This window comes from Citrobacter sp. Cb023 (assembly GCF_030336805.1).
In the GTDB taxonomy this organism is placed as follows: Bacteria; Pseudomonadota; Gammaproteobacteria; order Enterobacterales; family Enterobacteriaceae; genus Citrobacter; species Citrobacter braakii.
Genome location: NZ_JAOWCV010000034.1, coordinates 47,572 through 68,750 on the forward strand (window position 1 = coordinate 47,572; position 21,179 = coordinate 68,750).

A 21,179-nucleotide genomic window follows, 5' to 3' on the forward strand; every position below is an offset into this window, starting at 1 on the left:
GCGCGAAGTGTAGGGTCTGAGGTACAACTTAGAAATCAGACCAGTGCCGAGAGTATAGGTCTGACCAGCTGAAATGTTGCAAGTATGTTTATAAATATTTTCAATTCTGATCTCGGAAACGCGATCCAGCTGGCAAAATTGCGGGTATGCACACTCACCTGTTTGGGTGATTTTTGTTTTAGATCATTTTTAAGTGTGATTTCGGTCACTTATCCCATTTCATACAATTAACGACTGGAGAGGCGAATAATGGGAGCGTAAAATATCCCCATCGTTTATCTGGCACCACAGGTGCGAATACAGAGGAAATCTACAATGAGTAAATGCAGTGCTGATGAAACCCCGGTTTGCTGCTGTATGGATGTTGGCACCATCATGGACAACTCCGATTGCACCGCGTCATACAGCCGTGTGTTCGCGAATCGTGCAGAGGCAGAAGAAACGCTGGCCGCTCTGACTGAGAAGGCGCGTGGCGTGGAATCTGAGCCTTGCCAAATCACCTCGACCTTTACTGAAGAGTCTGAAGGTGTGCGTCTGGATATCGACTTTGTTTTTGCCTGTGAAGCTGAAACGCTGATCTTCCAACTGGGTCTGCGTTAATCCCTTCTTTAAAAGCCCTTGTTACCCGGTAGCAAGGGCTTTTTCGTCACTGTCAGTGATTATTCACTGTGTCTTAGCTCCCACTTTCTTTTCTCCCTGCTTGGCTAAATGTAAAAAATTGGTTAAGACTGTGATCAGGTCAGACCACTTATTTTTATTTTTTACAGGGGAGTGTTATGAGTCAGGCTTTACCGCTGGTTACCCGCCAGGGCGATCGCATCGCCATCGTAAGCGGATTGCGTACGCCATTTGCCCGCCAGGCAACCGCGTTTCATGGCATTCCCGCCGTAGATTTGGGGAAAATGGTCGTTGGCGAGCTGCTGGCGCGCAGCGAAATTTCTGCTGATGTGATTGAGCAACTGGTCTTTGGCCAGGTGGTGCAAATGCCCGAAGCCCCAAATATTGCTCGTGAAATCGTGCTGGGAACCGGGATGAATGTGCACACCGATGCCTACAGCGTAAGCAGAGCCTGCGCCACCAGCTTCCAGGCGGTGGCGAATGTCGCGGAAAGCCTGATGGCGGGGACTATTCGTGCAGGAATTGCCGGCGGTGCGGACTCCTCGTCAGTTCTGCCTATTGGCGTTAGCAAAAAGCTGGCTCGGGTGCTGGTGGATGTCAATAAGGCCCGGACCACCGGTCAGCGTCTTAAACTTTTCTCCCGACTGCGCTTACGTGACCTGATGCCCGTACCGCCAGCCGTCGCCGAGTATTCCACCGGTTTACGCATGGGGGATACGGCCGAGCAAATGGCCAAAACTTATGGGATTACGCGAGAGCAACAGGATGCCCTGGCGCACCGTTCTCATCAGCGCGCCGCTCAGGCGTGGTCTGAAGGCAAACTGGCAGATGAGGTGATGACCACCTACGCGCCACCTTTCAAAGATCCTTTTTCAGAAGATAACAATATTCGCGGCAACTCTACGCTGGCCGATTACGCCAAACTGCGTCCGGCCTTTGACCGAAAGCACGGCACCGTTACCGCGGCGAACAGTACCCCGCTAACGGACGGCGCAGCCGCCGTGATTATGATGACGGAATCGCGTGCGAAAGAGTTGGGGCTGGTGCCGCTGGGATACCTGCGTAGTTTTGCCTTTACCGCCATCGATGTCTGGCAGGACATGCTGTTGGGGCCGGCGTGGTCAACGCCGCTTGCCCTGGAGAGAGCGGGTCTGACCATGGCTGATTTAACCCTGATCGATATGCATGAAGCATTTGCCGCACAAACGCTGGCGAATCTTCAACTGCTGGGTAGCGAACGTTTTGCCCGCGAAGTGCTCGGCAGGGCGCATGCCACGGGCGAGGTTGATGACAGTAAATTTAACGTGCTGGGCGGATCGATTGCCTATGGACACCCCTTCGCCGCCACCGGTGCTCGCATGATAACCCAAACCCTCCATGAGTTACGACGTCGTGGTGGTGGTTTTGGTTTAGTGACAGCCTGTGCAGCAGGTGGTCTGGGTGCGGCAATGGTTCTGGAGGCGGAATAATGGAAATGACATCGGCTTTTACGCTAAACGTACGTCTGGATAACGTCGCTGTTGTCACCATTGATGTGCCCGGAGAGAAAATGAATACCCTGAAGGCGGAATTTGCCTCCCAGGTTCGGGTCATTCTGAAACAAATTCGCGATAACAAAGCATTACGCGGCGTGGTGTTCATTTCGGCGAAACCCGATAACTTCATTGCCGGGGCGGATATCAACATGATTGGTCGCTGTCGCAGCGCGCAGGAAGCTGAAACGCTGGCACGCCAGGGGCAGCAGATTATGGCGGAAATTAATGCCTTGCCGATCCCCGTTATCGCCGCAATTCATGGCGCCTGTCTCGGCGGTGGCCTGGAGATGGCGCTGGCGTGCCACAATCGTATTTGTACCGATGATGCTAAAACCGTACTGGGTTTACCGGAAGTGCAGCTTGGTCTGCTGCCCGGCTCTGGCGGTACCCAGCGGTTGCCCCGTCTGATTGGCGTCAGTACCGCGCTGGATATGATCCTCACCGGAAAACAACTACGCGCAAAACAGGCGCTGAAAGTGGGTTTAGTGGATGAAGTTGTACCGCATACCATTTTGCTGGAAGCGGCCGTAGAACTGGCCAAAAAGGACAGTCCCGCACACCGAACTCTGCCGGTGCGAGAGCGTGTGCTAGCGGGGCCGCTGGGGCGGGCGCTGTTATTCCGCATGGCCAGTAAAAAGACGGCGCAAAAAACGCAGGGCAACTACCCTGCAACAGAACGTATCCTTGAGGTCATCGAAACCGGCCTGGCGCAAGGCAGCAGCAGCGGTTACGACGCCGAAGCCCGCGCGTTTGGCGAACTGGCGATGACATCTCAGTCTCAGGCGCTGCGGCACATCTTTTTTGCCAACACCGACGTGAAAAAGGATCCCGGAAGTGATGTGAAGCCCGGCCCGCTAAACAGTGTAGGCATTTTGGGCGGCGGTCTGATGGGGGGCGGTATTGCCTATGTGACGGCCTGTAAAGGCGGCTTGCCAGTGCGTATCAAAGATATAAATGCCAAGGGAATCAACCACGCGCTGAAGTACAGCTGGGATCAGCTTGAAACGAAGGTTCGCCGCCGTCATATCAAAGCCAGCGAGCGTGATAAACAGCTGGCGCTGATTTCGGGATCAACCGATTACCGTGGCTTCGCTCATCGCGACCTGGTTATTGAAGCCGTATTTGAAGATCTGGCGTTAAAACAACAGATGGTGGCAGAAGTTGAGCAAAATTGCGCATCTCATACCATTTTTGCCTCTAACACCTCATCTTTGCCGATTGGCGATATTGCGGCGAACGCTGCCAGGCCTCAACAAGTAATTGGTTTGCACTTCTTTAGCCCGGTGGAAAAAATGCCGCTGGTCGAGGTTATCCCGCATGCCACGACCTCTGAGCAGACAATTGCCACAACCGTTAAACTGGCGAAAAAGCAGGGCAAAACGCCGATAGTGGTCAGAGATAAGGCCGGATTTTATGTTAACCGCATTTTAGCGCCATACATTAACGAAGCTATTCGTATGCTGACCGAAGGCGAGCGGGTTGAAGCCATTGACGCCGCGCTGGTTAAGTTTGGTTTTCCGGTCGGGCCAATCCAACTTTTGGATGAGGTCGGAATTGATACGGGCACTAAAATTATACCAGTGCTTGAGGCTGCATATGGAGAACGTTTTAGCGCGCCTGCAAATGTTGTTGCTTCAATTTTGAATGACGATCGCAAAGGTAGAAAAAATGGTCGGGGTTTCTATCTTTATGGAGCGAAAGGGCGTAAAAGCAAAAAACAGGTCGACCCTGCAATTTATACGCTTATTGGCGTCCAGGGGCAGGGCCGACTCACCGCCGCGCAGATCGCCGAGCGGTGCGTCATGTTAATGCTCAATGAAGCAGCACGCTGTTTCGATGAGAAGATTATCCGCAGCGCGCGTGATGGCGATATCGGCGCTGTATTTGGTATTGGTTTTCCGCCCTTCCTCGGCGGCCCGTTCCGGTATATGGATTCGCTCGGCGCGGGTGAAGTGGTTGCTGCTCTGCAACGACTGACCACGCAATACGGCTCGCGGTTTACGCCGTGTGAGCAGTTATTGCAGATGGCGGAACGCGGTGAAAGATTCTGGAGTAATGGGGAAACTGACCTGAATTCATGAGGTCAAAGGTAGGATGAATCCGCACTGAATGTATGGGTCGCGCTCAAAATGTAAACAGAGATTGACTATACTTACGCCGTTGAGGTAAAAAACAGCGTTTCATTCGGTGAATGGATAAGGCACAATGCCGGCCACCACATCGTTACCACGGTCAATAGGGGCTGTGGATAAAGGTGTCGGTGATTCTGGTTAACAAAAGCGGTGCAATATGCAAGTTTTTATCATGCGTCACGGCGACGCAGCCCTCGATGCCGCCAGTGATTCGGTTCGTCCCTTAACCTCCTGTGGTTGTGACGAATCTCGCCTGATGGCGAACTGGCTGAAAGGTCAAAAAGTGGATATCGAACGTGTTCTGGTGAGCCCGTTCCTACGAGCCGAACAAACGCTGGATGTGGTGGGGGAGTGTATGAACCTGCCAACCGGTGTGGATGTTTTGCCGGAGCTGACCCCCTGCGGCGATGTCGGTCTGGTCAGCGCCTATTTACAGGCTCTGGCCAATGAAGGTATCGCCACGGCGCTGGTCATCTCTCACTTACCTTTAGTGGGGTATCTGGTGTCTGAACTTTGCCCAGGCGAAACACCGCCGATGTTTACCACATCAGCGATTGCCAGCGTAACGCTTGATGAGAGCGGGAAGGGTACTTTTAACTGGCAGATGAGCCCGTGTAACCTGAAAATGGCAAAAGCGATTTAAAAAGCCTGGAATCGGATAAGGCACAGCCGTCATCCGGAAAATCAAAGAGCCGCAAAAGCGGCTCTTTCTGTTTTTCTGCATCAGGGAAGTTCGGGTGGTTGCCACTCTTCCACTTCAATCAGCAGCAGCAGCGCGGCGTCGCCACCGTACTCTTTTGGCGCTTGATGAAAGGCCATCACGTGCGGATGCTGCGCCAACCAGAGCGGTGTTTGCTGCTTAAGAATATGTTTTCCGTGGCCATGCATCACGCAGGCGCAAAACACATGCTCACGACGACAGGCGGCAATCAGCGCGCCTAACTCCTGTTTGGCCTGCTGCTGGGTCAGCCCGTGCAGATCGAGAAACAGCTCCGGGGAGTAATCGCCACGGCGCATTTTCTTCAGTTCGAAATGGCTGACGTCGGCACGCAGATATCTTACCGGGCCGTCCGTATTTAGCAGCGGCTGAAACTCGTCCGAGAAATAGTGACTGGCATCAGCTTGTTCCTGCAGCAGCCTTTTAACCGGAACCTCGGTAATTTTTTTACGTAGCGGTCGGTGAACAATGGTGTCCTGTTTAATTTTACGCGTGCCGGTCATCAGCTGGCGAAACAGCGTCTGATCCTCCTCGCTGAGCGATGTTTTCTTTTTCATTCGAGAGTCTCATCTTTTATTTTTCGTTAGTTTAACCCGACTCGGCGGGCATCCGATCGCTTAAAACGCAATTTTCGCGCTCAGGCCCTGTGTGAATGCTGATTTATCGCCGTCTTCGTGGCAAACTAGCCGCCGAAATTAATACGAGCATGCCCTGGAGGAATACGTGGATAAAATTTTCGTCGATGAAGCAGTGAGTGAACTGCATACCATTCAGGACATGTTGCGTTGGGCGGTCAGCCGTTTTAGCGCGGCGAACATCTGGTATGGCCATGGCACGGATAACCCATGGGACGAGGCCGTACAACTGGTGCTGCCGTCACTTTATCTGCCGCTGGATATTCCAGAAGATATGCGTACCGCGCGTCTGACTTCCAGCGAGCGCCATCGCATTGTTGAACGCGTGATTCGCCGCGTCAACGAGCGCATTCCGGTCGCTTATTTGACCAACAAAGCCTGGTTCTGCGGGCATGAGTTTTATGTTGATGAGCGCGTGTTGGTACCACGTTCGCCGATTGGCGAGCTTATTAATAACCGCTTTGCGGGCCTTATTAATGAGCAGCCGCAGCATATCCTGGATATGTGTACCGGCAGCGGCTGTATTGCCATTGCCTGCGCCTATGCTTTCCCGGAGGCCGAAGTGGATGCGGTGGATATTTCCACCGACGCGCTGGCGGTGACCGAACACAATATTGAAGAGCACGGCCTGATCCATCATGTTACGCCGATCCGTTCCGATCTGTTCCGCGATCTGCTGAAAGTCCAGTATGACCTGATTGTGACCAATCCGCCGTATGTCGATGCGGAAGATATGTCCGATCTGCCAAACGAATATCGTCATGAACCTGAGCTGGGTCTGGCGTCCGGCAGCGATGGACTAAAACTTACCCGTCGCATTCTGGGTAACGCTCCGGACTACCTGTCAGATAACGGTATTCTGATTTGTGAAGTCGGAAACAGCATGGTACATCTGATAGAGCAATACCCGGATGTACCGTTCACCTGGCTGGAGTTCGACAACGGCGGTGACGGTGTATTCATGCTGACCAAAGAGCAGTTAGTTGCTGCTCGCGAGCACTTCAGCATTTATAAAGACTAAATACACGCGCACATACACAACACTCATAACGGAGCCGTGATGGCAGGAAACACAATTGGGCAACTCTTTCGCGTAACCACTTTCGGTGAATCACACGGGCTGGCGCTCGGTTGTATTGTCGATGGTGTTCCGCCGGGCATTTCTCTGACAGAAGCTGACCTGCAGCACGATCTCGACAGACGCCGTCCGGGCACATCGCGCTACACTACGCAGCGTCGTGAGCCGGATCAGGTGAAAATCCTCTCCGGCGTGTTCGAGGGCGTTACCACCGGCACCAGCATTGGCCTGTTGATCGAAAATACCGATCAGCGTTCACAGGATTACGGTGCGATTAAGGACGTTTTTCGTCCAGGACACGCCGACTATACCTATGAGCAGAAGTATGGCCTGCGTGACTACCGTGGCGGCGGACGCTCATCCGCACGTGAAACGGCGATGCGCGTTGCGGCCGGAGCGATTGCCAAAAAATATCTGGCGGAAAAATTCGGCGTTGAAATTCGCGGCTGTCTGACGCAGATGGGTGATATTCCGCTGGAGATCAAAGACTGGTCCCAGGTGGAGCTTAACCCGTTCTTTTGTCCAGATCCGGATAAACTCGAGGCGCTGGACGAACTGATGCGTGGGCTGAAGAAAGAGGGCGACTCCATCGGGGCGAAGGTGACCGTGGTTGCAAGCGGCGTACCAGCGGGTCTCGGCGAACCTGTATTTGACCGCCTGGATGCTGATATCGCTCACGCGCTGATGAGCATTAACGCCGTTAAAGGTGTTGAGATTGGCGACGGTTTTGACGTTGTTGCACTGCGCGGCAGCCAGAACCGTGATGAAATCACCAAAGAAGGTTTCCAGAGTAATCATGCGGGCGGCATTCTTGGTGGGATCAGCAGTGGGCAACAAATCATTGCTCATATGGCGCTGAAACCGACCTCGAGTATTACCGTTCCAGGGCGCACTATTAATCGCTTTGGTGAAGAAGTCGAAATGATCACCAAAGGTCGTCACGATCCGTGTGTTGGGATCCGCGCCGTGCCAATCGCCGAAGCGATGCTGGCGATCGTGTTGATGGATCACCTGCTGCGTCAGCGGGCGCAAAATGCGGACGTGAAGACCGATATTCCACGCTGGTAAGAGATGAAAAAAACGGCACTTGCGGCGCTGGCTCTGTTTGCCAGCACCGCCTGTCTGGCGGCGACGCCCTGGCAGAAAATTACCCATCCGGTTGCAGGCAGCGCGCAGTCTATCGGCGCGTTCTCCAATGGCTGTATTGTTGGCGCAGATACGCTGCCTGTACAGTCAGAACACTATCAGGTGATGCGCACCGATCAGCGCCGTTACTTTGGCCATCCGGATCTGGTGATGTTTATCCAGCGTCTGAGTAATCAGGCCAACAATCTGGGGCTGGGTACGGTGTTAATCGGCGATATGGGCATGCCGGCCGGTGGGCGATTCAATGGCGGTCACGCCAGCCACCAGACGGGACTGGATGTAGATATTTTCCTGCAATTGCCGAAAACCCGCTGGACCCAGTCGCAACTGCTGCGGCCGCAGGCGTTAGATCTGGTCTCACAGGATGGCAAACGTGTCGTGCCGTCACTCTGGAAGCCGGAGATTTTCAGCCTGATCAGGCTGGCGGCAAAAGATAATGAAGTCACGCGTATTTTCGTGAATCCGGCGATTAAGCAGCAACTTTGTCTGGATGCAGGGACCGACAGGGACTGGTTGCGTAAAGTGCGGCCATGGTTCCAGCATCGTGCGCATATGCACGTACGGTTGCGTTGTCCTGCCGACAGTCTTGAGTGCGAAGATCAACCGTTACCACCACCGGGTGACGGCTGCGGCGCGGAGCTGCAAAGCTGGTTCGAACCTCCGAAACCTGGAACCACCAAGCCTGAGAAGAAGACACCGCCGCCGTTGCCGCCTTCCTGCCAGGCGCTACTGGACGAGCATGTACTCTAATGGATCATTTTGCCTCTCTGTTTATGGTGTCGCCACTGCTGTTAGGTGTGCTTTTTTTCGTGGCGATGCTGGCAGGTTTTATTGATTCTCTGGCCGGAGGCGGTGGTTTACTCACTATCCCGGCATTGATGGCGGCCGGGATGCCACCCGCGCAAGCGCTGGCCACCAATAAGCTACAGGCCTGTGGAGGATCTATCTCTTCCTCCCTCTATTTTATTCGCCGGGGCGTGGTTAATCTGGCGGATCAGAAGCTCAATATCTTCATGACTTTTATCGGCTCAATGAGCGGCGCGCTGTTGGTTCAGCACGTGCAGTCAGATATTCTGCGCCAGATCCTGCCGGTTCTGGTTATCTGTATTGGCCTTTACTTTCTGTTGATGCCGAAAGTGGGGGAAGAGGACCGACAGCGTCGGTTGCATGGGTTGCCTTTCGCGCTGGTGGCCGGGGGCTGCGTCGGCTTTTACGATGGCTTTTTTGGTCCGGCTGCGGGGTCGTTCTACGCGCTGGCTTTTGTCATGCTGTGCGGCTACAACCTGGCGAAATCGACGGCCCACGCCAAAGTATTAAATGCCACATCGAATATCGGCGGGCTGTTGCTGTTTGCCCTCGGCGGCAAAGTGATTTGGGCGACCGGATTTGTGATGCTCATTGGCCAGTTTATTGGCGCACGGATGGGCTCACGGCTGGTGCTCAGTAAAGGACAAAAACTCATTCGGCCAATGATCGTCATTGTCTCCGCCGTGATGAGCGCCAAGCTACTTTATGATAATCATGGACAGGAGATTCTCCACTGGCTGGGGATGAACTAATGAATAATACCCATCACTACGAACAGTTAATTGAGATTTTTAACGGCTGCTTTGCCGATGAATTTAATACCCGTCTGATTAAAGGCGATGACGAACCGATCTATCTTCCTGCGGATGCGGAATTACCGTATCACCGTATCGTTTTTGCGCATGGTTATTACGCCAGCGCGTTACACGAAATTTCACACTGGTGCATCGCCGGTAAGGCGCGGCGTGAACTGGTCGACTTCGGTTACTGGTACTGTCCGGACGGACGCGACGCGAAGACGCAATGCCAGTTTGAAGACGTGGAAGTGAAGCCGCAGGCGTTTGACTGGCTGTTTTGCATGGCGGCGGGCTACCCGTTTAACGTCAGTTGCGACAACCTTGAAGGGGACTTTGAACCGGATCGCGTGGTATTCCAGCGCCGTGTTCATGCTCAGGTGATGGAGTACCTGGAAAAGGGGATCCCTGAACGTCCGGCGCGCTTCATTAACGCGTTACAGAATTATTATCACACGCCTGAACTTAAGGCGGAACAATTCCCGTGGCCCGAGGCGCTCAACTGAAGTTGCTGCCACGTTTACAATGAGGAAAGAAGATGATCGCGGAGTTTGAATCACGCATTCTGGCATTAATCGACGATATGGTAGAGCACGCCAGCGATGATGAGTTGTTTGCCAGTGGCTATTTGCGTGGACACCTGACGCTGGCCGTGGCCGAACTGGACGCTGGCGAGGACCATTCCGCTGAGGCATTGTACGCCAATGTGACCAGCAGCCTGGAAAAAGCCATCAGCGCAGGCGAACTATCGCCGCGTGACCAGGCGTTAGTGAAAGAAATGTGGGACACTCTGTTCCAGAAGGCTACTGCACAATAATTGCGGTAAATTGTGCCGGATGGCGACGCTCTGATGTCTTATCCGGCCTACCTTGTTGGGGTGTTTGTAGGCCTGATCAGCGTAGCGTCATCAGGCCATTCTTTTATTTCACCGCTTTACCCTTCAATAACTTCCTGACCCACAAACGATTTGGATTTAGCGCCGCCAGCGTGCTGGCATCCATGGGAATCGGTTCATTGCTCATTTGCGAAGCCAGAATTTCTGCACACAGCGGGGCAGTACACAGCCCGCGCGATCCCAGCGCACCCAGCATAAATAAATCGGAATAAACCGGCGCGCTTACGGCGTGCTCTTTGTCTGCAGCAAGAGTGGTGTACTGGCTGAGCGTGGCGTCATAGTCCGCGACGTTGCCGACCATTGGCATGTGATCGCGCGTGGCGCAGCGCACCCCGCAGCGGGCGGCATTGTCACTAACGTCTACCTCTTTTGCCCACACAGCGTTCGGGAAGCAGTCGATTAAGCGTTGACGGTTTTGTTGCTGATCGTCCTCGCGATACGCTGTCTCTTCACTCCCTCGATGATAGCTGGCGCCAATGCAGTGCTGCTGATTTTGCGGGTTGTGCGGCGTGAGGTAGCCGTCATAGCACAGCACCTGACGTAACGCTGAAAGTGCAGGTGTGGTGGGAATTTGACTCACCTGACCGCCCACGGAGTACACCGGTAGCGGCTGCGTTTGCTCAAAGCGGCTAATGAGATGGCCGTTAGCCAGAACGACTGCTGCGTGAGAGGCGGTTTCTCCACTGGAAAACTGCAATTGCCAGCTTGCTGTTTGGCGAGTCAGTGAGGCCAGCGTATGTTGGTAGCGGGTGCGTAATCCCAGGGTTGTTGCATAGTCCAGTACCGCGGCGGTTAACTGCGCCGGGTACAGCCATCCTCCGGCCGGATACTGAATCCCGCCGCATCCGGTTTCCACACCTGTTGTATGTAAAACCTGCTGTGCGTCAACCCCGACGGCGAGCGCAGCGGGCAGTTCAAGGGACAGCATCTGGGTGATTTTTTGCTGGCTTTTCTCATCCCACGCGAGTTGCGTCACGCCGCACCAGTCATGCGCGAACTCAACGGGGAGGGCGTCATACAGTCGACGGGCGAAGGTAAACGCAGTGGGGAAAAAGAGATTAATGGCCGCGTCATGTTTGCTAAGTAGGGGGTAGAGCGCCCCCTGGCGATTACCGGAGGCGCCCCCGGCAGGTTTATCGTCGGCGCAATACAGCGTGACCTGCCAGCCGCGGCGCAATAACGCCAGTGACAGCAATGCGCTGGCAATTCCTCCACCAATAATGGCGGCTTCGCGCTTATCTGTTCCCGTACGCGCAAACCATGGCGCCGAGGACGTGAGCGCCTGAGTCTGTTCCATCACGCCACAGAGCATTTCGCGTTTGCGCCCAAAGCCTTTGCATTTTTGCATTGTAAACCCGGCTTCCTGCAACCCCCGACGTACAAAGCCTGCCGATGTAAAAGTTGCCAGCGTCCCGCCGGGACGAGCCAGTCGGGCCATCGCGTTAAACAGCGTTGGCGTCCACATATCCGGGTTTTTTGCCGGTGCGAAACCGTCCAGGAACCAGGCGTCCACCTTTTGATTCAGAGAGTCATCAAGCGTACTGGTCAGTTCGTTAATATCGCCAAACCACAGATCCAGCGTGACGCGCCCATCATCAAGCAGCAGGCGATGACATCCCGCCAGCGGCAGCGGCCATTGTTCTTGCAGTGCCGTGGCCCACGGGGCAAGTTCTGGCCAGTGCTGGTGGGCTAAGGTGAGATCTTCACGCGTCAGCGGATATTTTTCAAAGCTGATGAAATGTAATCTTTCCAGGGTAGCTTCAGGGTGGGTATCGCGAAAATCGGCAAATGCCTGCCAGAGCGTGAGGAAGTTAAGTCCAGTGCCAAACCCACTTTCTGCCACCACGAAGAGGGGACGTGAATGCGCAGGGAATCGTTGTGCGAGATGGTTACCGCCGAGAAAGACGTAACGTGTCTCTTCCAGCCCGTTATCATTAGAAAAATAGACATCGTCAAAATCTCGGGAAACAGGTGTACCCTCAGCGTTGAATTCAAGGTTGGCAGGTTGTATAGCGTATTGTTTCACGTAAGTTACTCGTCTGACAGGCTGTGCCCCGATCTTAGCGATGAGTGCCTGGCTGCGCAAATTTCCACATAAAATGGCTGATCGGACTTGTTCGGCGTACAAGTGTACGCTATTGTGCCACTCGAAACTTTAAAATAGTGCGACTTACAGAGGTATTGAATGAAACGTGCAGTGATTACTGGCTTGGGCATCGTTTCCAGCATCGGTAATAACCAGCAGGAAGTCCTGGCATCTCTGCGTGAAGGACGTTCAGGGATCACTTTCTCTCAGGAGCTGAAGGACTCCGGCATGCGTAGCCACGTTTGGGGCAACGTAAAACTGGATACCACTGGCCTCATTGACCGCAAAGTAGTGCGCTTCATGAGCGACGCATCCATCTATGCATTCCTATCGATGGAGCAGGCAGTGGCTGATGCCGGCCTTGCTGCAGAAGATTACCAGAACAACCCGCGCGTTGGCCTGATTGCAGGTTCCGGCGGCGGCTCCCCACGTTTTCAGGTGTTCGGCGCTGACGCAATGCGTAGCCCACGTGGTCTGAAAGCGGTTGGCCCGTATGTGGTCACCAAAGCGATGGCGTCCGGCGTTTCTGCCTGCCTCGCAACGCCGTTCAAAATCCACGGCGTAAACTACTCCATCAGTTCTGCCTGTGCGACATCTGCGCACTGCATCGGCAACGCGGTAGAACAAATTCAGCTGGGCAAACAGGACATCGTTTTTGCTGGCGGCGGCGAAGAGCTGTGCTGGGAAATGGCGTGTGAATTCGATGCAATGGGCGCGCTGTCTACCAAATACAACGACGATCCGTCAAAAGCTTCCCGTACCTATGACGCAAACCGCGACGGTTTCGTTATTGCTGGCGGCGGCGGTATGGTCGTGGTTGAAGAACTGGAGCACGCTCTGGCACGTGGCGCGCACATCTATGCGGAAATCGTCGGTTACGGCGCAACGTCCGATGGCGCAGACATGGTTGCTCCGTCTGGCGAAGGCGCAGTACGTTGCATGCAGATGGCGATGCACGGTGTAGACACGCCGATCGACTACCTGAACTCTCACGGTACCTCGACTCCGGTTGGTGACGTGAAAGAACTGGGCGCAATCCGCGAAGTGTTTGGCAACAACAGCCCGGCAATCTCCGCAACCAAAGCGATGACCGGTCACTCACTGGGCGCGGCTGGCGTGCAGGAAGCTATCTACTCTCTGCTGATGCTGGAACATGGCTTTATCGCGCCAAGCATCAACATTGAAGAGCTGGATGAGCAGGCGGCAGGTCTGAACATCGTGACCAAACCGACCGAGCAGGCGCTGACCACCGTGATGTCCAACAGCTTCGGCTTTGGCGGCACCAACGCTACGCTGGTTATGCGTAAGCTGAAGGCGTAAGTCTCAGCTTGAATACGAAAAAAGGGAGCCAACAGGCTCCCTTTTTACTGTGTTTAATTCGGCATTTTTTCGTATTCCGGCGCGATCTCAGCAGACCATGCTCTGGCTCGCGTAATCTCTCCGGCATTGTAAATGGGCTGCTCGTAATGACGACCCGCGTCCCGGACACGATAAATTTTCCACCGTTCTTCCTCCCAACGGGTATATACCTCCAGTTGAATAGGGGCTGACTCAGTGCCTAACTGCAGGTTCAGTTTTTCACCGCCGAGGAATGGCTGCGCCTGTCCAACCCGCAACAGCGGGATCCATGCCGGTGCGTAATCCTGCACATACATAAAGTAGTCCGCTTGCACGATCTCCTGCTCATAAAGCGTATCAATTAGCGCCAGACGCCCGATAACCTCTTTGGCGACATAGCGTTGCAGTAATGCTGATGTTTCGCGGGGCGCATCCGGATCCTGAGTGTAGTTCTTCATCCACGAAAGATAGAACTGTTTCACATCCTGCGTGCTGTCACGGTGAGAAGGGGTACAGCCACAAATCAACAGGATGAGAACAATCAGTGGAAAGGCTTTCATTACTTCTTCCTGTAAATGGTGTATGACGGCTTTGCGGTCCGATAACCCGGACCGGCCCACATGTCTCGCTGTTTGAAGTCGGAATACCAGTCATGACCGTCATATATCGCCATGTGACCGCTCGGGTTTCCATTAGCATAAGGTTGAATGATGATGACATCCCCTTCGCGCGGCTCTTCAAGCGCGCCAATGGCGCTGAAACCGGCGTTTTTCAGCATCGGACCATAATCTTTGGCATGGTAAGTGCGCCCAAGAGTAACGCCGCCTGCCTGAACAGCTTTGCGGGTATATTCCGCACAGCGCCCTTGTGAATGTGAACTCGCGTGCGATTTGGCGTAATTGACCGCCACCTTTTTATCCCAACTCATAACGACTCCTGTTAATAACATACGTAATAGCAATTACGTGATGCTTTAACAGTATTTACGCAATTGGAAATGGCAAATAGTGCTATTAATATTCTCAATATATTAAGCTGGGATATTTATTAATTTATATGCTCGATAAATTACGAGTGATCTATTTAATATTCAGTATTACTTGTTTTATCCTCTGGCTGCTGGCGTGGATAGCGTGACGGCCAAATCACGTCTGGCGAGGTTTCGAGCGCCTGCGCAATGATCTGCTCCGCTCTGGGCCAGCTTCGGGTAAATACATTGCGCAGTGAATCGGGCGATAATCCAGCCGCACGAGAAAGATCTCTGAGCGTGATTCCTTTTTTTTCCAGTGCACTTTTAATATCTGCACGATGCCAGTCTTGGCTTTTGTGTTCCATTCTGTAATCCTAAGGAAATGTGTTATCGGCGCCGATATTTTTCAGGGTATAAACCAGAGAAACAAAAGAATGTAACTTTCTTTTTGGTCACTGGAATATTGCCAGAATAAAACTGAAATTTCGCGCAAAAGAAAAAATATTTTTTATTCCACAGGCAGAAAGGAAAGAAACTAATGGCAAAAGAGTGGTTCACGGTAAAGGAATGTCTTGAATTACCGGGGTTTCCAGGAAGCGCGCCTGCGGTTCGTTCCCGTTTAAACATGTACAGTGAAGGCAAAGAGGGCGTGAAGCGCAAACGTGTTAAATCAAAGGCTGAGGAGTTTCATATCTCCATTTTCCCTTTGTATCTCCGTCCTTACCTGAAAGAAACTGAAAAGGTGCTGGCCTTAGAGAGCCGTTCCGTACAGGAAGCGGAACCGAAAGAGATCTGGGATATGATGTTCAGACTGCTGACGCCGGGGCAGCGCAAGCAGGTGACCGGACTGTTTGGCACAAAAGGAATTGATGCGGTATTTCCTTTTTTATTCGACGAAAAGTCGTCTTTACCGTGAACCGACCTGGTGAGATTTCAGGGTTGACAAATTTAGTGGCTCACAGGCAGACTTCGCACTCAACATTATCTATCTGATAATGCGTAAGCGTTTAACGTTATCCAACGCACCTTAATCCTGAAAGTCAGGTAGAGGGGGCGTGGACATTCCTCGCCTTACTCTGCATTTTGGAGTAACGCATGACAGCTGTAACCCAACAAGAAAAAACACCTTCGGCGAACTTTTCGCTGTTTCGTATCGCTTTTGCAGTTTTCCTGACCTATATGACGGTCGGCCTACCTTTGCCCGTTATTCCTCTGTTTGTGCATCAGGAGCTGGGCTATGGCAACACCATGGTTGGTATCGCCGTAGGCGTACAGTTTCTGGCAACGGTATTAACGCGCGGCTACGCCGGGCGCTTAGCCGATCAATATGGCGCCAAACGTTCGGCGCTACAGGGGATGTTTGCCTGTGGGTTGGCGGGTGCGGCGTGGTTGTTAGCCGCGCTATTGCCTGTCTCTGTCCCTGTAAAATTTGCATTGTTAATCGTCGGGCGTTTGATCCTCGGTTTTGGCGAAAGCCAACTGCTCACCGGAACGCTGACCTGGGGGCTTGGGCTGGTCGGTCCAACACGCTCGGGTAAGGTGATGTCGTGGAACGGGATGGCTATTTACGGTGCGCTGGCCGCCGGTGCGCCGCTGGGCTTGCTAATCCATAGCCACTTTGGCTTCGCGGCGCTGGCGGGAACGACAATGGTATTACCGCTGCTGGCATGGGCATTCAACGGCACCGTTCGCAAAGTGCCTGCTCATGCAGGAGAACGCCCTTCTTTATGGAGCGTGGTAGGGCTTATCTGGAAACCGGGCCTGGGCCTGGCGCTGCAGGGCGTTGGTTTTGCGGTGATCGGTACGTTTATTTCACTCTATTTTGTCAGCAACGGCTGGACGATGGCGGGGTTCACCCTGACCGCGTTTGGTGGGGCGTTTGTGCTGATGCGCATTCTGTTTGGCTGGATGCCGGATCGGTTCGGAGGCGTGAAGGTAGCCGTTGTCTCCTTACTGGTTGAAACCGCGGGGCTGATTCTGCTGTGGCAGGCCCCATCAGCATGGATTGCGCTGCTCGGGGCGGCATTAACCGGGGCAGGATGTTCGCTTATCTTCCCGGCATTGGGCGTAGAGGTTGTGAAGCGAGTGCCCGCGCAGGTTCGCGGTACGGCGCTGGGCGGTTACGCCGCGTTTCAGGATATCTCCTACGGCATAAGCGGCCCGGTCGCCGGGGTGCTGGCCACCGCGTACGGTTATCCCTCGGTATTCCTTGCCGGAGCGATATCCGCCGTGGTGGGGATTGTCGTGACGCTGCTTACGCTGAGCAAAGGTTAAGCGACCAGCCAGAAAATGGCTAATGCGATCATTAACGCGACAAACAGCAATCCCGGTCGTGCCGACAGAGATTTAACCGTTTCAATCATCGGCGCGAACGGGCTGTAAATAGGCTGAAGATGGCGCGGATCGTTTAGCTCGCGTTCCCGTTCTACGCGGCGCAGGAAGATTTGATTCAGCAAGTCCTGCACCTGCACCGTGGTCAGAATCGTTTGTGGTTGGATCTGATACGTCTGCTGCGCGTACTCTTTTATTGCCGTCAGCTCATTCGGCTCTAATGGCAGCTTCAGGGCCGCCTGGAGCGTTTGTAGCGTCGGGGCGCTTTGCAGGCTGAGCGTCTGGCGCGCCTGCAGCCAGGTGACCAGATGAGTAAACTGTTTGGCGGGGATCAGCTCACCGCTTTTTACGCCAGACAGCTCTAACATTGACTGCCAGATCATCTTACCTGACTCTCCCGTGGCCGCCGCCAGTTTGGTAACCAACTGGTTCAGCGTATTGTGCTCTGCGGGTAATAACGGACGATCGGTGGCCGGGCGCTGTTGCGGTTGCGGTATAGAAAGCTGCCCTTGTTGCAGCAGCGTGAGCACGTTCTTCAACTGCTCAGGCGTGAGCTGGCTGAGCGCCGTTTGCCCATACTGCTGACGGATAAAATCACTTACCGCCTGGCGGTTATTTCCCTGACTCAGTAATTCAGTGAGCTGTGAGAGAACCTGACGATTAGCATGATTTTGCTGAGCAACACCCAGCCGCTGATTCAGGTTTTGCTCCGCGGCAGGAAAGTGACGTGATTGCAGCGGTGTATCACTTTTGACGCCCAGATCGTGCTTCATTCCGGCCCACACCTCGGCGCTTTGCTGTTGGGTGAGTGAAATCAGACGGGTAATCAGTCGTTCCAGCACGGTACGTTGTTGTGTGGATAACGGTTGTTCACCCGCAGCAGAAGGGGCATTTTGGCCTTCGCCGGGAGGGCGTGCGGGTGTACCTGAAATGGGCTGCATCATCTCTGTTCCTTAAATCTGTGCTGACCAGGTCTCGCAGTATGCCTGGCGGCGAGATTATGGCACACTTGCCCGGTTAACTCTCGTTCTCAAACAGGTGCGAAAGACGTGAAAATCCTCGTTGATGAAAATATGCCCTATGCCCGCGAACTGTTCAGTCGTTTGGGGGAGGTCAAAGCGGTTCCCGGTCGCCCGATTCCCGTTGCCGAACTGGATGATGCGGATGCCTTAATGGTGCGCTCGGTGACGAAAGTAAATGAATCACTGCTTAGCGGAAAACCGGTTCAATTTGTCGGCACGGCAACCGCAGGCACGGACCATGTGGATGAAGCCTGGCTTGCGCAGTCGAAGATCGGCTTTTCCGCAGCGCCCGGCTGTAACGCGATTGCGGTCGTAGAATATGTTTTTTCAGCGTTGCTGATGCTGGCGGAGCGCGACGGGTTTGCGTTACGCGATCGTACTGTAGGCATCGTAGGCGTGGGCAATGTGGGCGGCCGTTTGCAGGCACGTCTGGAAGCACTGGGGATCCGCACGCTGCTGTGCGATCCGCCGCGAGCCGATCGCGGTGACGAGGGAGATTTCCGCTCGCTCGACGAACTGGTAGAGCAAGCCGATGTGTTGACTTTCCATACGCCGCTGTTTAAAGACGGACCGTACAAAACGCTGCACCTGGCAGATGATGCGCTGATTAGCCGGCTGAAGCCGGGCACCATTGTGATCAACGCCTGCCGCGGGCCGGTCATCGACAATACGGCATTGCTGAACCGATTGAATGCCGGGCAGTCGCTGAGCGTCGTGCTGGATGTCTGGGAAGGGGAGCCGGATCTCAATGTGGCATTGCTGGAGAAAGCCGATATCGGCACGGCGCACATTGCCGGGTATACCCTGGAAGGAAAAGCGCGCGGCACCACGCAGGTCTTTGAGGCCTTTAGCAAGTTTATTGGTCGCGAACAACACGTTGCGCTCAATACCCTGTTACCTGCGCCGGAATTTGGTCGTATCACTCTGCATGGCCCGTTAGATCAGCCAACGCTGAAAAGGCTGGTGCATTTAGTGTATGATGTGCGCCGCGATGATGCGCCGCTGCGTAAAGTCGCTGGAATTCCGGGTGAGTTTGATAAGCTGCGTAAAAATTATCTTGAGCGCCGTGAATGGTCGTCTTTATACGTCATGTGTGACGACGCAACGGCTGCTGCCTTGCTGTGTAAGCTGGGTTTTAACGCTGTTTATCACCCGGCACATTAATGTCTTCTTAATGCTCCCTGTCGAATAATGCGACAGGGACGCTTACGTATTTCTGGAGTAAATCACCATGTCTGAAGGCTGGAATATTGCCATTCTGGGCGCAACGGGCGCCGTAGGCGAAGCCCTGCTCGATACGCTGGCTGAACGCCAGTTCCCGGTCGGTGAAATTTATGCGCTGGCGCGTAATGAAAGCGCAGGTGAGCATCTGCGTTTTAACGGTAAATCGGTCCTTGTTCAGGACGTTGTAGACTTTGACTGGACGCAGGCGCAACTGGCATTTTTTGTTGCGGGCGCTGAAGCCACCGCCGCATGGGTGGAAGAAGCGACCAATGCCGGTTGCCTGGTTATCGACAGCAGTGGCCTGTTCGCGCTTGAGCCGGACGTTCCGCTGGTGGTTCCGGACGTTAACCCGTTCGTACTGGCGGATTACCGCAACCGCAATGTGATTGCGGTTCCTTCCAGCCTGACCAGCCAACTGCTGTCTGCGCTGAAGCCGCTAATTGATGATGGCGGGCTGTCACGTATTACGGTGACCAATATTATTTCCGCTTCCGCTCACGGTAAAAAAGCCGTAGATGCGCTTGCCGGACAGAGCGCGAAACTACTGAACGGCATCCCGATTGACGATGACGATTTCTTTGGCCGTCAGCTGGCGTTCAACATGCTGCCGCTGCTGCCGGATCGCGAAGGTAGCGTGCGCGAAGAGCGCCGTATCGTCGATGAAGTGCGCAAAATTATGCAGGACGACGGGCTACTTATCTCCGCCAGCATCGTGCAGTCGCCGGTATTTTATGGCCACGCGCAGATGGTGAATTTTGAAGCTCTGCGTCCGTTGGCGGCGGAAGAAGCACGTGATGCGTTTTCACGCGGTGAGGACGTAGTGTTGTCAGAAGAGACCTATATCCCGACGCAGGTTGGCGATGCGTCAGGTACTCCGCACCTTTCAGTTGGCTGTGTGCATAACGATTATGGGATGCCGGAACAGGTTCAGTTCTGGTCTGTGGCAGACAACGTACGCTTTGGCGGTGCGTTGATGGCGGTGAAAATTGCGGAAAAACTGGTGCAGGAGTACCTGTACTAATGTCTGACCTGCAACAGCCGTCAACCCATAAAATTGCGCTGGGCATTGAGTATGACGGCAGCAAATATTATGGCTGGCAGCGCCAGAACGAAGTGCGTAGCGTTCAGGAAAAACTGGAAAAAGCGCTCTCTCAGGTGGCGAATGAACGCATCACTGTCTTTTGTGCGGGACGCACGGATGCGGGCGTTCATGGCACAGGGCAGGTCGTGCACTTTGAAACGACTGCCCAGCGTAAAGATGCAGCCTGGACACTGGGGGTAAATGCGAATTTACCTGGTGACATCGCTGTGCGCTGGGTGAAAGCTGTACCCGATGATTTCCATGCCCGATTTAGCGCCACGGCTCGCCGTTATCGCTACATCATCTACAATCATCGGTTGCGCCCTGCGGTTTTAGGTAAAGGGGTAACCCATTACTATGAACCGCTGGACGCTGAGCGTATGCATCGTGCGGCCCAGTGTTTGATTGGCGAAAATGATTTTACTTCGTTTCGGGCGGTGCAGTGTCAGTCGCGCACACCGTGGCGTAACGTGATGCACATTAACGTTGAACGTTTTGGTGCATATGTGGTGGTGGATATTAAAGCGAATGCCTTTGTACATCATATGGTCAGGAATATTGTCGGCAGCCTGATGGAAGTAGGCGCCAACAACCAGCCGGAGAGCTGGATAGCAGAACTGCTAGCGGCGAAGGACAGAACGCTGGCAGCGGCAACGGCGAAAGCGGAAGGACTGTATCTGGTTGCAGTAGATTACCCGGAACGGTTCGACCTGCCAAAACCGCCTATGGGCCCGCTATTTCTGGCGGACTAATTTGAGTCGTATAAAGG

At 53.9% G+C, this 21,179-nt stretch carries 22 protein-coding genes; 16 read left to right on the plus strand and 6 right to left on the minus strand.

What is annotated here, in order from left to right:
• Positions 1 to 315: 315 nt before the first annotated feature.
• The 4 genes from OGW44_RS10505 (at position 316) to sixA (ending at position 4,928) form a co-directional block, all read left to right on the plus strand.
• Positions 316 to 600 (plus strand): YfcZ/YiiS family protein, encoded by a 285-nt coding sequence (locus OGW44_RS10505; protein WP_003834838.1) that lies wholly within the window; start codon positions 316 to 318, stop codon positions 598 to 600.
• Between the two features lie 176 nt (positions 601 to 776).
• Complete coding sequence (gene fadI / locus OGW44_RS10510; protein ID WP_016153879.1) at positions 777 to 2,087, plus strand: acetyl-CoA C-acyltransferase FadI; 1,311 nt, start codon at positions 777 to 779, stop codon at positions 2,085 to 2,087.
• The gene (gene fadJ / locus OGW44_RS10515) at positions 2,087 to 4,234 is read left to right on the plus strand and encodes a fatty acid oxidation complex subunit alpha FadJ (protein WP_047500864.1); all 2,148 of its coding nucleotides are present in this window, start codon (positions 2,087 to 2,089) and stop codon (positions 4,232 to 4,234) included. The genes fadI and fadJ overlap by 1 nt, the downstream gene beginning before the upstream one ends.
• 208 nt (positions 4,235 to 4,442) lie before the next feature.
• Positions 4,443 to 4,928 (plus strand): phosphohistidine phosphatase SixA, encoded by a 486-nt coding sequence (gene sixA, locus OGW44_RS10520; protein WP_003028179.1) that lies wholly within the window; start codon positions 4,443 to 4,445, stop codon positions 4,926 to 4,928.
• An 80-nt stretch (positions 4,929 to 5,008) separates the two neighbouring features.
• On the opposite strand, the gene smrB is transcribed toward sixA, so the two are convergent.
• Positions 5,009 to 5,560 carry an endonuclease SmrB gene (gene smrB / locus OGW44_RS10525; protein WP_016157059.1) on the minus strand — a complete coding sequence of 184 codons (552 nt, stop codon included), beginning with the start codon at positions 5,558 to 5,560 and terminating at the stop codon, positions 5,009 to 5,011.
• 166 nt (positions 5,561 to 5,726) lie between these two features.
• On the opposite strand from smrB, the gene prmB reads away from it, so the two are divergent.
• From prmB to OGW44_RS10555, 6 genes are read left to right on the plus strand one after another with little or no spacing between them, the layout of a single operon-like run.
• On the plus strand, positions 5,727 to 6,659 hold the full coding sequence (prmB, locus tag OGW44_RS10530) for a 50S ribosomal protein L3 N(5)-glutamine methyltransferase (RefSeq protein WP_003028173.1): 933 nt from the start codon (positions 5,727 to 5,729) through the stop codon (positions 6,657 to 6,659).
• Positions 6,660 to 6,698: 39 nt separating this feature from the next.
• Positions 6,699 to 7,784, plus strand: coding sequence for a chorismate synthase (aroC, locus tag OGW44_RS10535; RefSeq protein WP_003028170.1), 1,086 nt, complete (start codon positions 6,699 to 6,701; stop codon positions 7,782 to 7,784).
• 3 nt (positions 7,785 to 7,787) lie between these two features.
• Positions 7,788 to 8,612 (plus strand): penicillin-insensitive murein endopeptidase, encoded by an 825-nt coding sequence (mepA, locus tag OGW44_RS10540; protein ID WP_016153875.1) that lies wholly within the window; start codon positions 7,788 to 7,790, stop codon positions 8,610 to 8,612.
• Positions 8,612 to 9,421 (plus strand): sulfite exporter TauE/SafE family protein, encoded by an 810-nt coding sequence (locus OGW44_RS10545; RefSeq protein WP_016153874.1) that lies wholly within the window; start codon positions 8,612 to 8,614, stop codon positions 9,419 to 9,421. Before mepA ends, OGW44_RS10545 begins: the two co-directional genes overlap by 1 nt.
• Positions 9,421 to 9,969, plus strand: a complete 549-nt coding sequence (locus OGW44_RS10550) for an elongation factor P hydroxylase (RefSeq protein WP_016153873.1) — start codon at positions 9,421 to 9,423, stop codon at positions 9,967 to 9,969. Before OGW44_RS10545 ends, OGW44_RS10550 begins: the two co-directional genes overlap by 1 nt.
• A 32-nt stretch (positions 9,970 to 10,001) precedes the next feature.
• Positions 10,002 to 10,280, plus strand: coding sequence for a YfcL family protein (locus OGW44_RS10555; protein ID WP_016157057.1), 279 nt, complete (start codon positions 10,002 to 10,004; stop codon positions 10,278 to 10,280).
• 103 nt (positions 10,281 to 10,383) lie between these two features.
• Here OGW44_RS10555 and mnmC read toward each other — a convergent pair whose 3' ends face one another.
• A complete protein-coding gene (gene mnmC / locus OGW44_RS10560; RefSeq protein ID WP_185654874.1) occupies positions 10,384 to 12,384 on the minus strand; it encodes a bifunctional tRNA (5-methylaminomethyl-2-thiouridine)(34)-methyltransferase MnmC2/FAD-dependent 5-carboxymethylaminomethyl-2-thiouridine(34) oxidoreductase MnmC1 in 2,001 nt (666 codons plus the stop codon).
• Positions 12,385 to 12,543: 159 nt separating this feature from the next.
• Here mnmC and fabB point away from each other — a divergent pair, with 159 nt between their 5' ends.
• A complete protein-coding gene (fabB, locus tag OGW44_RS10565; RefSeq protein WP_016157055.1) occupies positions 12,544 to 13,764 on the plus strand; it encodes a beta-ketoacyl-ACP synthase I in 1,221 nt (406 codons plus the stop codon).
• 53 nt (positions 13,765 to 13,817) lie between these two features.
• On the opposite strand, the gene OGW44_RS10570 is transcribed toward fabB, so the two are convergent.
• From OGW44_RS10570 to OGW44_RS10580, 3 genes are all read right to left on the minus strand, one after another.
• A complete protein-coding gene (locus tag OGW44_RS10570) occupies positions 13,818 to 14,342 on the minus strand; it encodes a YqhG/Tai3 family protein (protein ID WP_047416323.1) in 525 nt (174 codons plus the stop codon).
• Entirely contained in the window at positions 14,342 to 14,710 is a 369-nt protein-coding gene (locus OGW44_RS10575) for an NlpC/P60 family protein (protein ID WP_016153868.1), read from the minus strand. The genes OGW44_RS10570 and OGW44_RS10575 overlap by 1 nt, the downstream gene beginning before the upstream one ends.
• 155 nt (positions 14,711 to 14,865) lie before the next feature.
• Entirely contained in the window at positions 14,866 to 15,117 is a 252-nt protein-coding gene (locus OGW44_RS10580; protein WP_016153867.1) for a helix-turn-helix domain-containing protein, read from the minus strand.
• Positions 15,118 to 15,290: 173 nt separating this feature from the next.
• Here OGW44_RS10580 and OGW44_RS10585 point away from each other — a divergent pair, with 173 nt between their 5' ends.
• Both OGW44_RS10585 and OGW44_RS10590 read left to right on the plus strand, forming a co-directional pair.
• The gene (locus tag OGW44_RS10585) at positions 15,291 to 15,668 is read left to right on the plus strand and encodes a MerR family transcriptional regulator (protein ID WP_016157053.1); all 378 of its coding nucleotides are present in this window, start codon (positions 15,291 to 15,293) and stop codon (positions 15,666 to 15,668) included.
• A 179-nt stretch (positions 15,669 to 15,847) separates the two neighbouring features.
• Positions 15,848 to 17,026 carry an MFS transporter gene (locus tag OGW44_RS10590; protein ID WP_088583049.1) on the plus strand — a complete coding sequence of 393 codons (1,179 nt, stop codon included), beginning with the start codon at positions 15,848 to 15,850 and terminating at the stop codon, positions 17,024 to 17,026.
• On the opposite strand, the gene flk is transcribed toward OGW44_RS10590, so the two are convergent.
• Positions 17,023 to 18,024, minus strand: a complete 1,002-nt coding sequence (gene flk / locus OGW44_RS10595) for a flagella biosynthesis regulator Flk (protein WP_016153864.1) — start codon at positions 18,022 to 18,024, stop codon at positions 17,023 to 17,025. The two genes, OGW44_RS10590 and flk, sit on opposite strands and share 4 nt — an antisense overlap.
• Positions 18,025 to 18,132: 108 nt before the next feature.
• Between flk and pdxB the strand changes: the two genes are divergently transcribed.
• The 3 genes from pdxB (at position 18,133) to truA (ending at position 21,162) form a co-directional block, all read left to right on the plus strand.
• On the plus strand, positions 18,133 to 19,269 hold the full coding sequence (pdxB, locus tag OGW44_RS10600) for a 4-phosphoerythronate dehydrogenase PdxB (protein ID WP_016153863.1): 1,137 nt from the start codon (positions 18,133 to 18,135) through the stop codon (positions 19,267 to 19,269).
• Between the two features lie 67 nt (positions 19,270 to 19,336).
• Entirely contained in the window at positions 19,337 to 20,350 is a 1,014-nt protein-coding gene (locus tag OGW44_RS10605; RefSeq protein WP_016157051.1) for an aspartate-semialdehyde dehydrogenase, read from the plus strand.
• Entirely contained in the window at positions 20,350 to 21,162 is an 813-nt protein-coding gene (gene truA / locus OGW44_RS10610; protein ID WP_016157050.1) for a tRNA pseudouridine(38-40) synthase TruA, read from the plus strand. Before OGW44_RS10605 ends, truA begins: the two co-directional genes overlap by 1 nt.
• Positions 21,163 to 21,179: the final 17 nt, after the last annotated feature.

Excerpts from the sequence above, each read along its gene's own strand:
- OGW44_RS10605 (WP_016157051.1), top strand. The coding sequence starts at position 19,337 with ATGTCTGAAGGCTGGAATATTGCCATTCTGGGCGCAACGGGCGCCGTA.
- OGW44_RS10575 (WP_016153868.1), bottom strand. The coding sequence starts at position 14,710 with ATGAGTTGGGATAAAAAGGTGGCGGTCAATTACGCCAAATCGCACGCG.
- mepA (WP_016153875.1), top strand. The coding sequence starts at position 7,788 with ATGAAAAAAACGGCACTTGCGGCGCTGGCTCTGTTTGCCAGCACCGCC.
- fadI (WP_016153879.1), top strand. The coding sequence starts at position 777 with ATGAGTCAGGCTTTACCGCTGGTTACCCGCCAGGGCGATCGCATCGCC.
- OGW44_RS10550 (WP_016153873.1), top strand. The coding sequence starts at position 9,421 with ATGAATAATACCCATCACTACGAACAGTTAATTGAGATTTTTAACGGC.
- OGW44_RS10590 (WP_088583049.1), top strand. The coding sequence starts at position 15,848 with ATGACAGCTGTAACCCAACAAGAAAAAACACCTTCGGCGAACTTTTCG.
- OGW44_RS10505 (WP_003834838.1), top strand. The coding sequence starts at position 316 with ATGAGTAAATGCAGTGCTGATGAAACCCCGGTTTGCTGCTGTATGGAT.
- sixA (WP_003028179.1), top strand. The coding sequence starts at position 4,443 with ATGCAAGTTTTTATCATGCGTCACGGCGACGCAGCCCTCGATGCCGCC.
- fadJ (WP_047500864.1), top strand. The coding sequence starts at position 2,087 with ATGGAAATGACATCGGCTTTTACGCTAAACGTACGTCTGGATAACGTC.
- aroC (WP_003028170.1), top strand. The coding sequence starts at position 6,699 with ATGGCAGGAAACACAATTGGGCAACTCTTTCGCGTAACCACTTTCGGT.
- OGW44_RS10555 (WP_016157057.1), top strand. The coding sequence starts at position 10,002 with ATGATCGCGGAGTTTGAATCACGCATTCTGGCATTAATCGACGATATG.
- OGW44_RS10580 (WP_016153867.1), bottom strand. The coding sequence starts at position 15,117 with ATGGAACACAAAAGCCAAGACTGGCATCGTGCAGATATTAAAAGTGCA.
- flk (WP_016153864.1), bottom strand. The coding sequence starts at position 18,024 with ATGCAGCCCATTTCAGGTACACCCGCACGCCCTCCCGGCGAAGGCCAA.
- OGW44_RS10585 (WP_016157053.1), top strand. The coding sequence starts at position 15,291 with ATGGCAAAAGAGTGGTTCACGGTAAAGGAATGTCTTGAATTACCGGGG.
- fabB (WP_016157055.1), top strand. The coding sequence starts at position 12,544 with ATGAAACGTGCAGTGATTACTGGCTTGGGCATCGTTTCCAGCATCGGT.
- OGW44_RS10545 (WP_016153874.1), top strand. The coding sequence starts at position 8,612 with ATGGATCATTTTGCCTCTCTGTTTATGGTGTCGCCACTGCTGTTAGGT.
- OGW44_RS10570 (WP_047416323.1), bottom strand. The coding sequence starts at position 14,342 with ATGAAAGCCTTTCCACTGATTGTTCTCATCCTGTTGATTTGTGGCTGT.
- smrB (WP_016157059.1), bottom strand. The coding sequence starts at position 5,560 with ATGAAAAAGAAAACATCGCTCAGCGAGGAGGATCAGACGCTGTTTCGC.
- truA (WP_016157050.1), top strand. The coding sequence starts at position 20,350 with ATGTCTGACCTGCAACAGCCGTCAACCCATAAAATTGCGCTGGGCATT.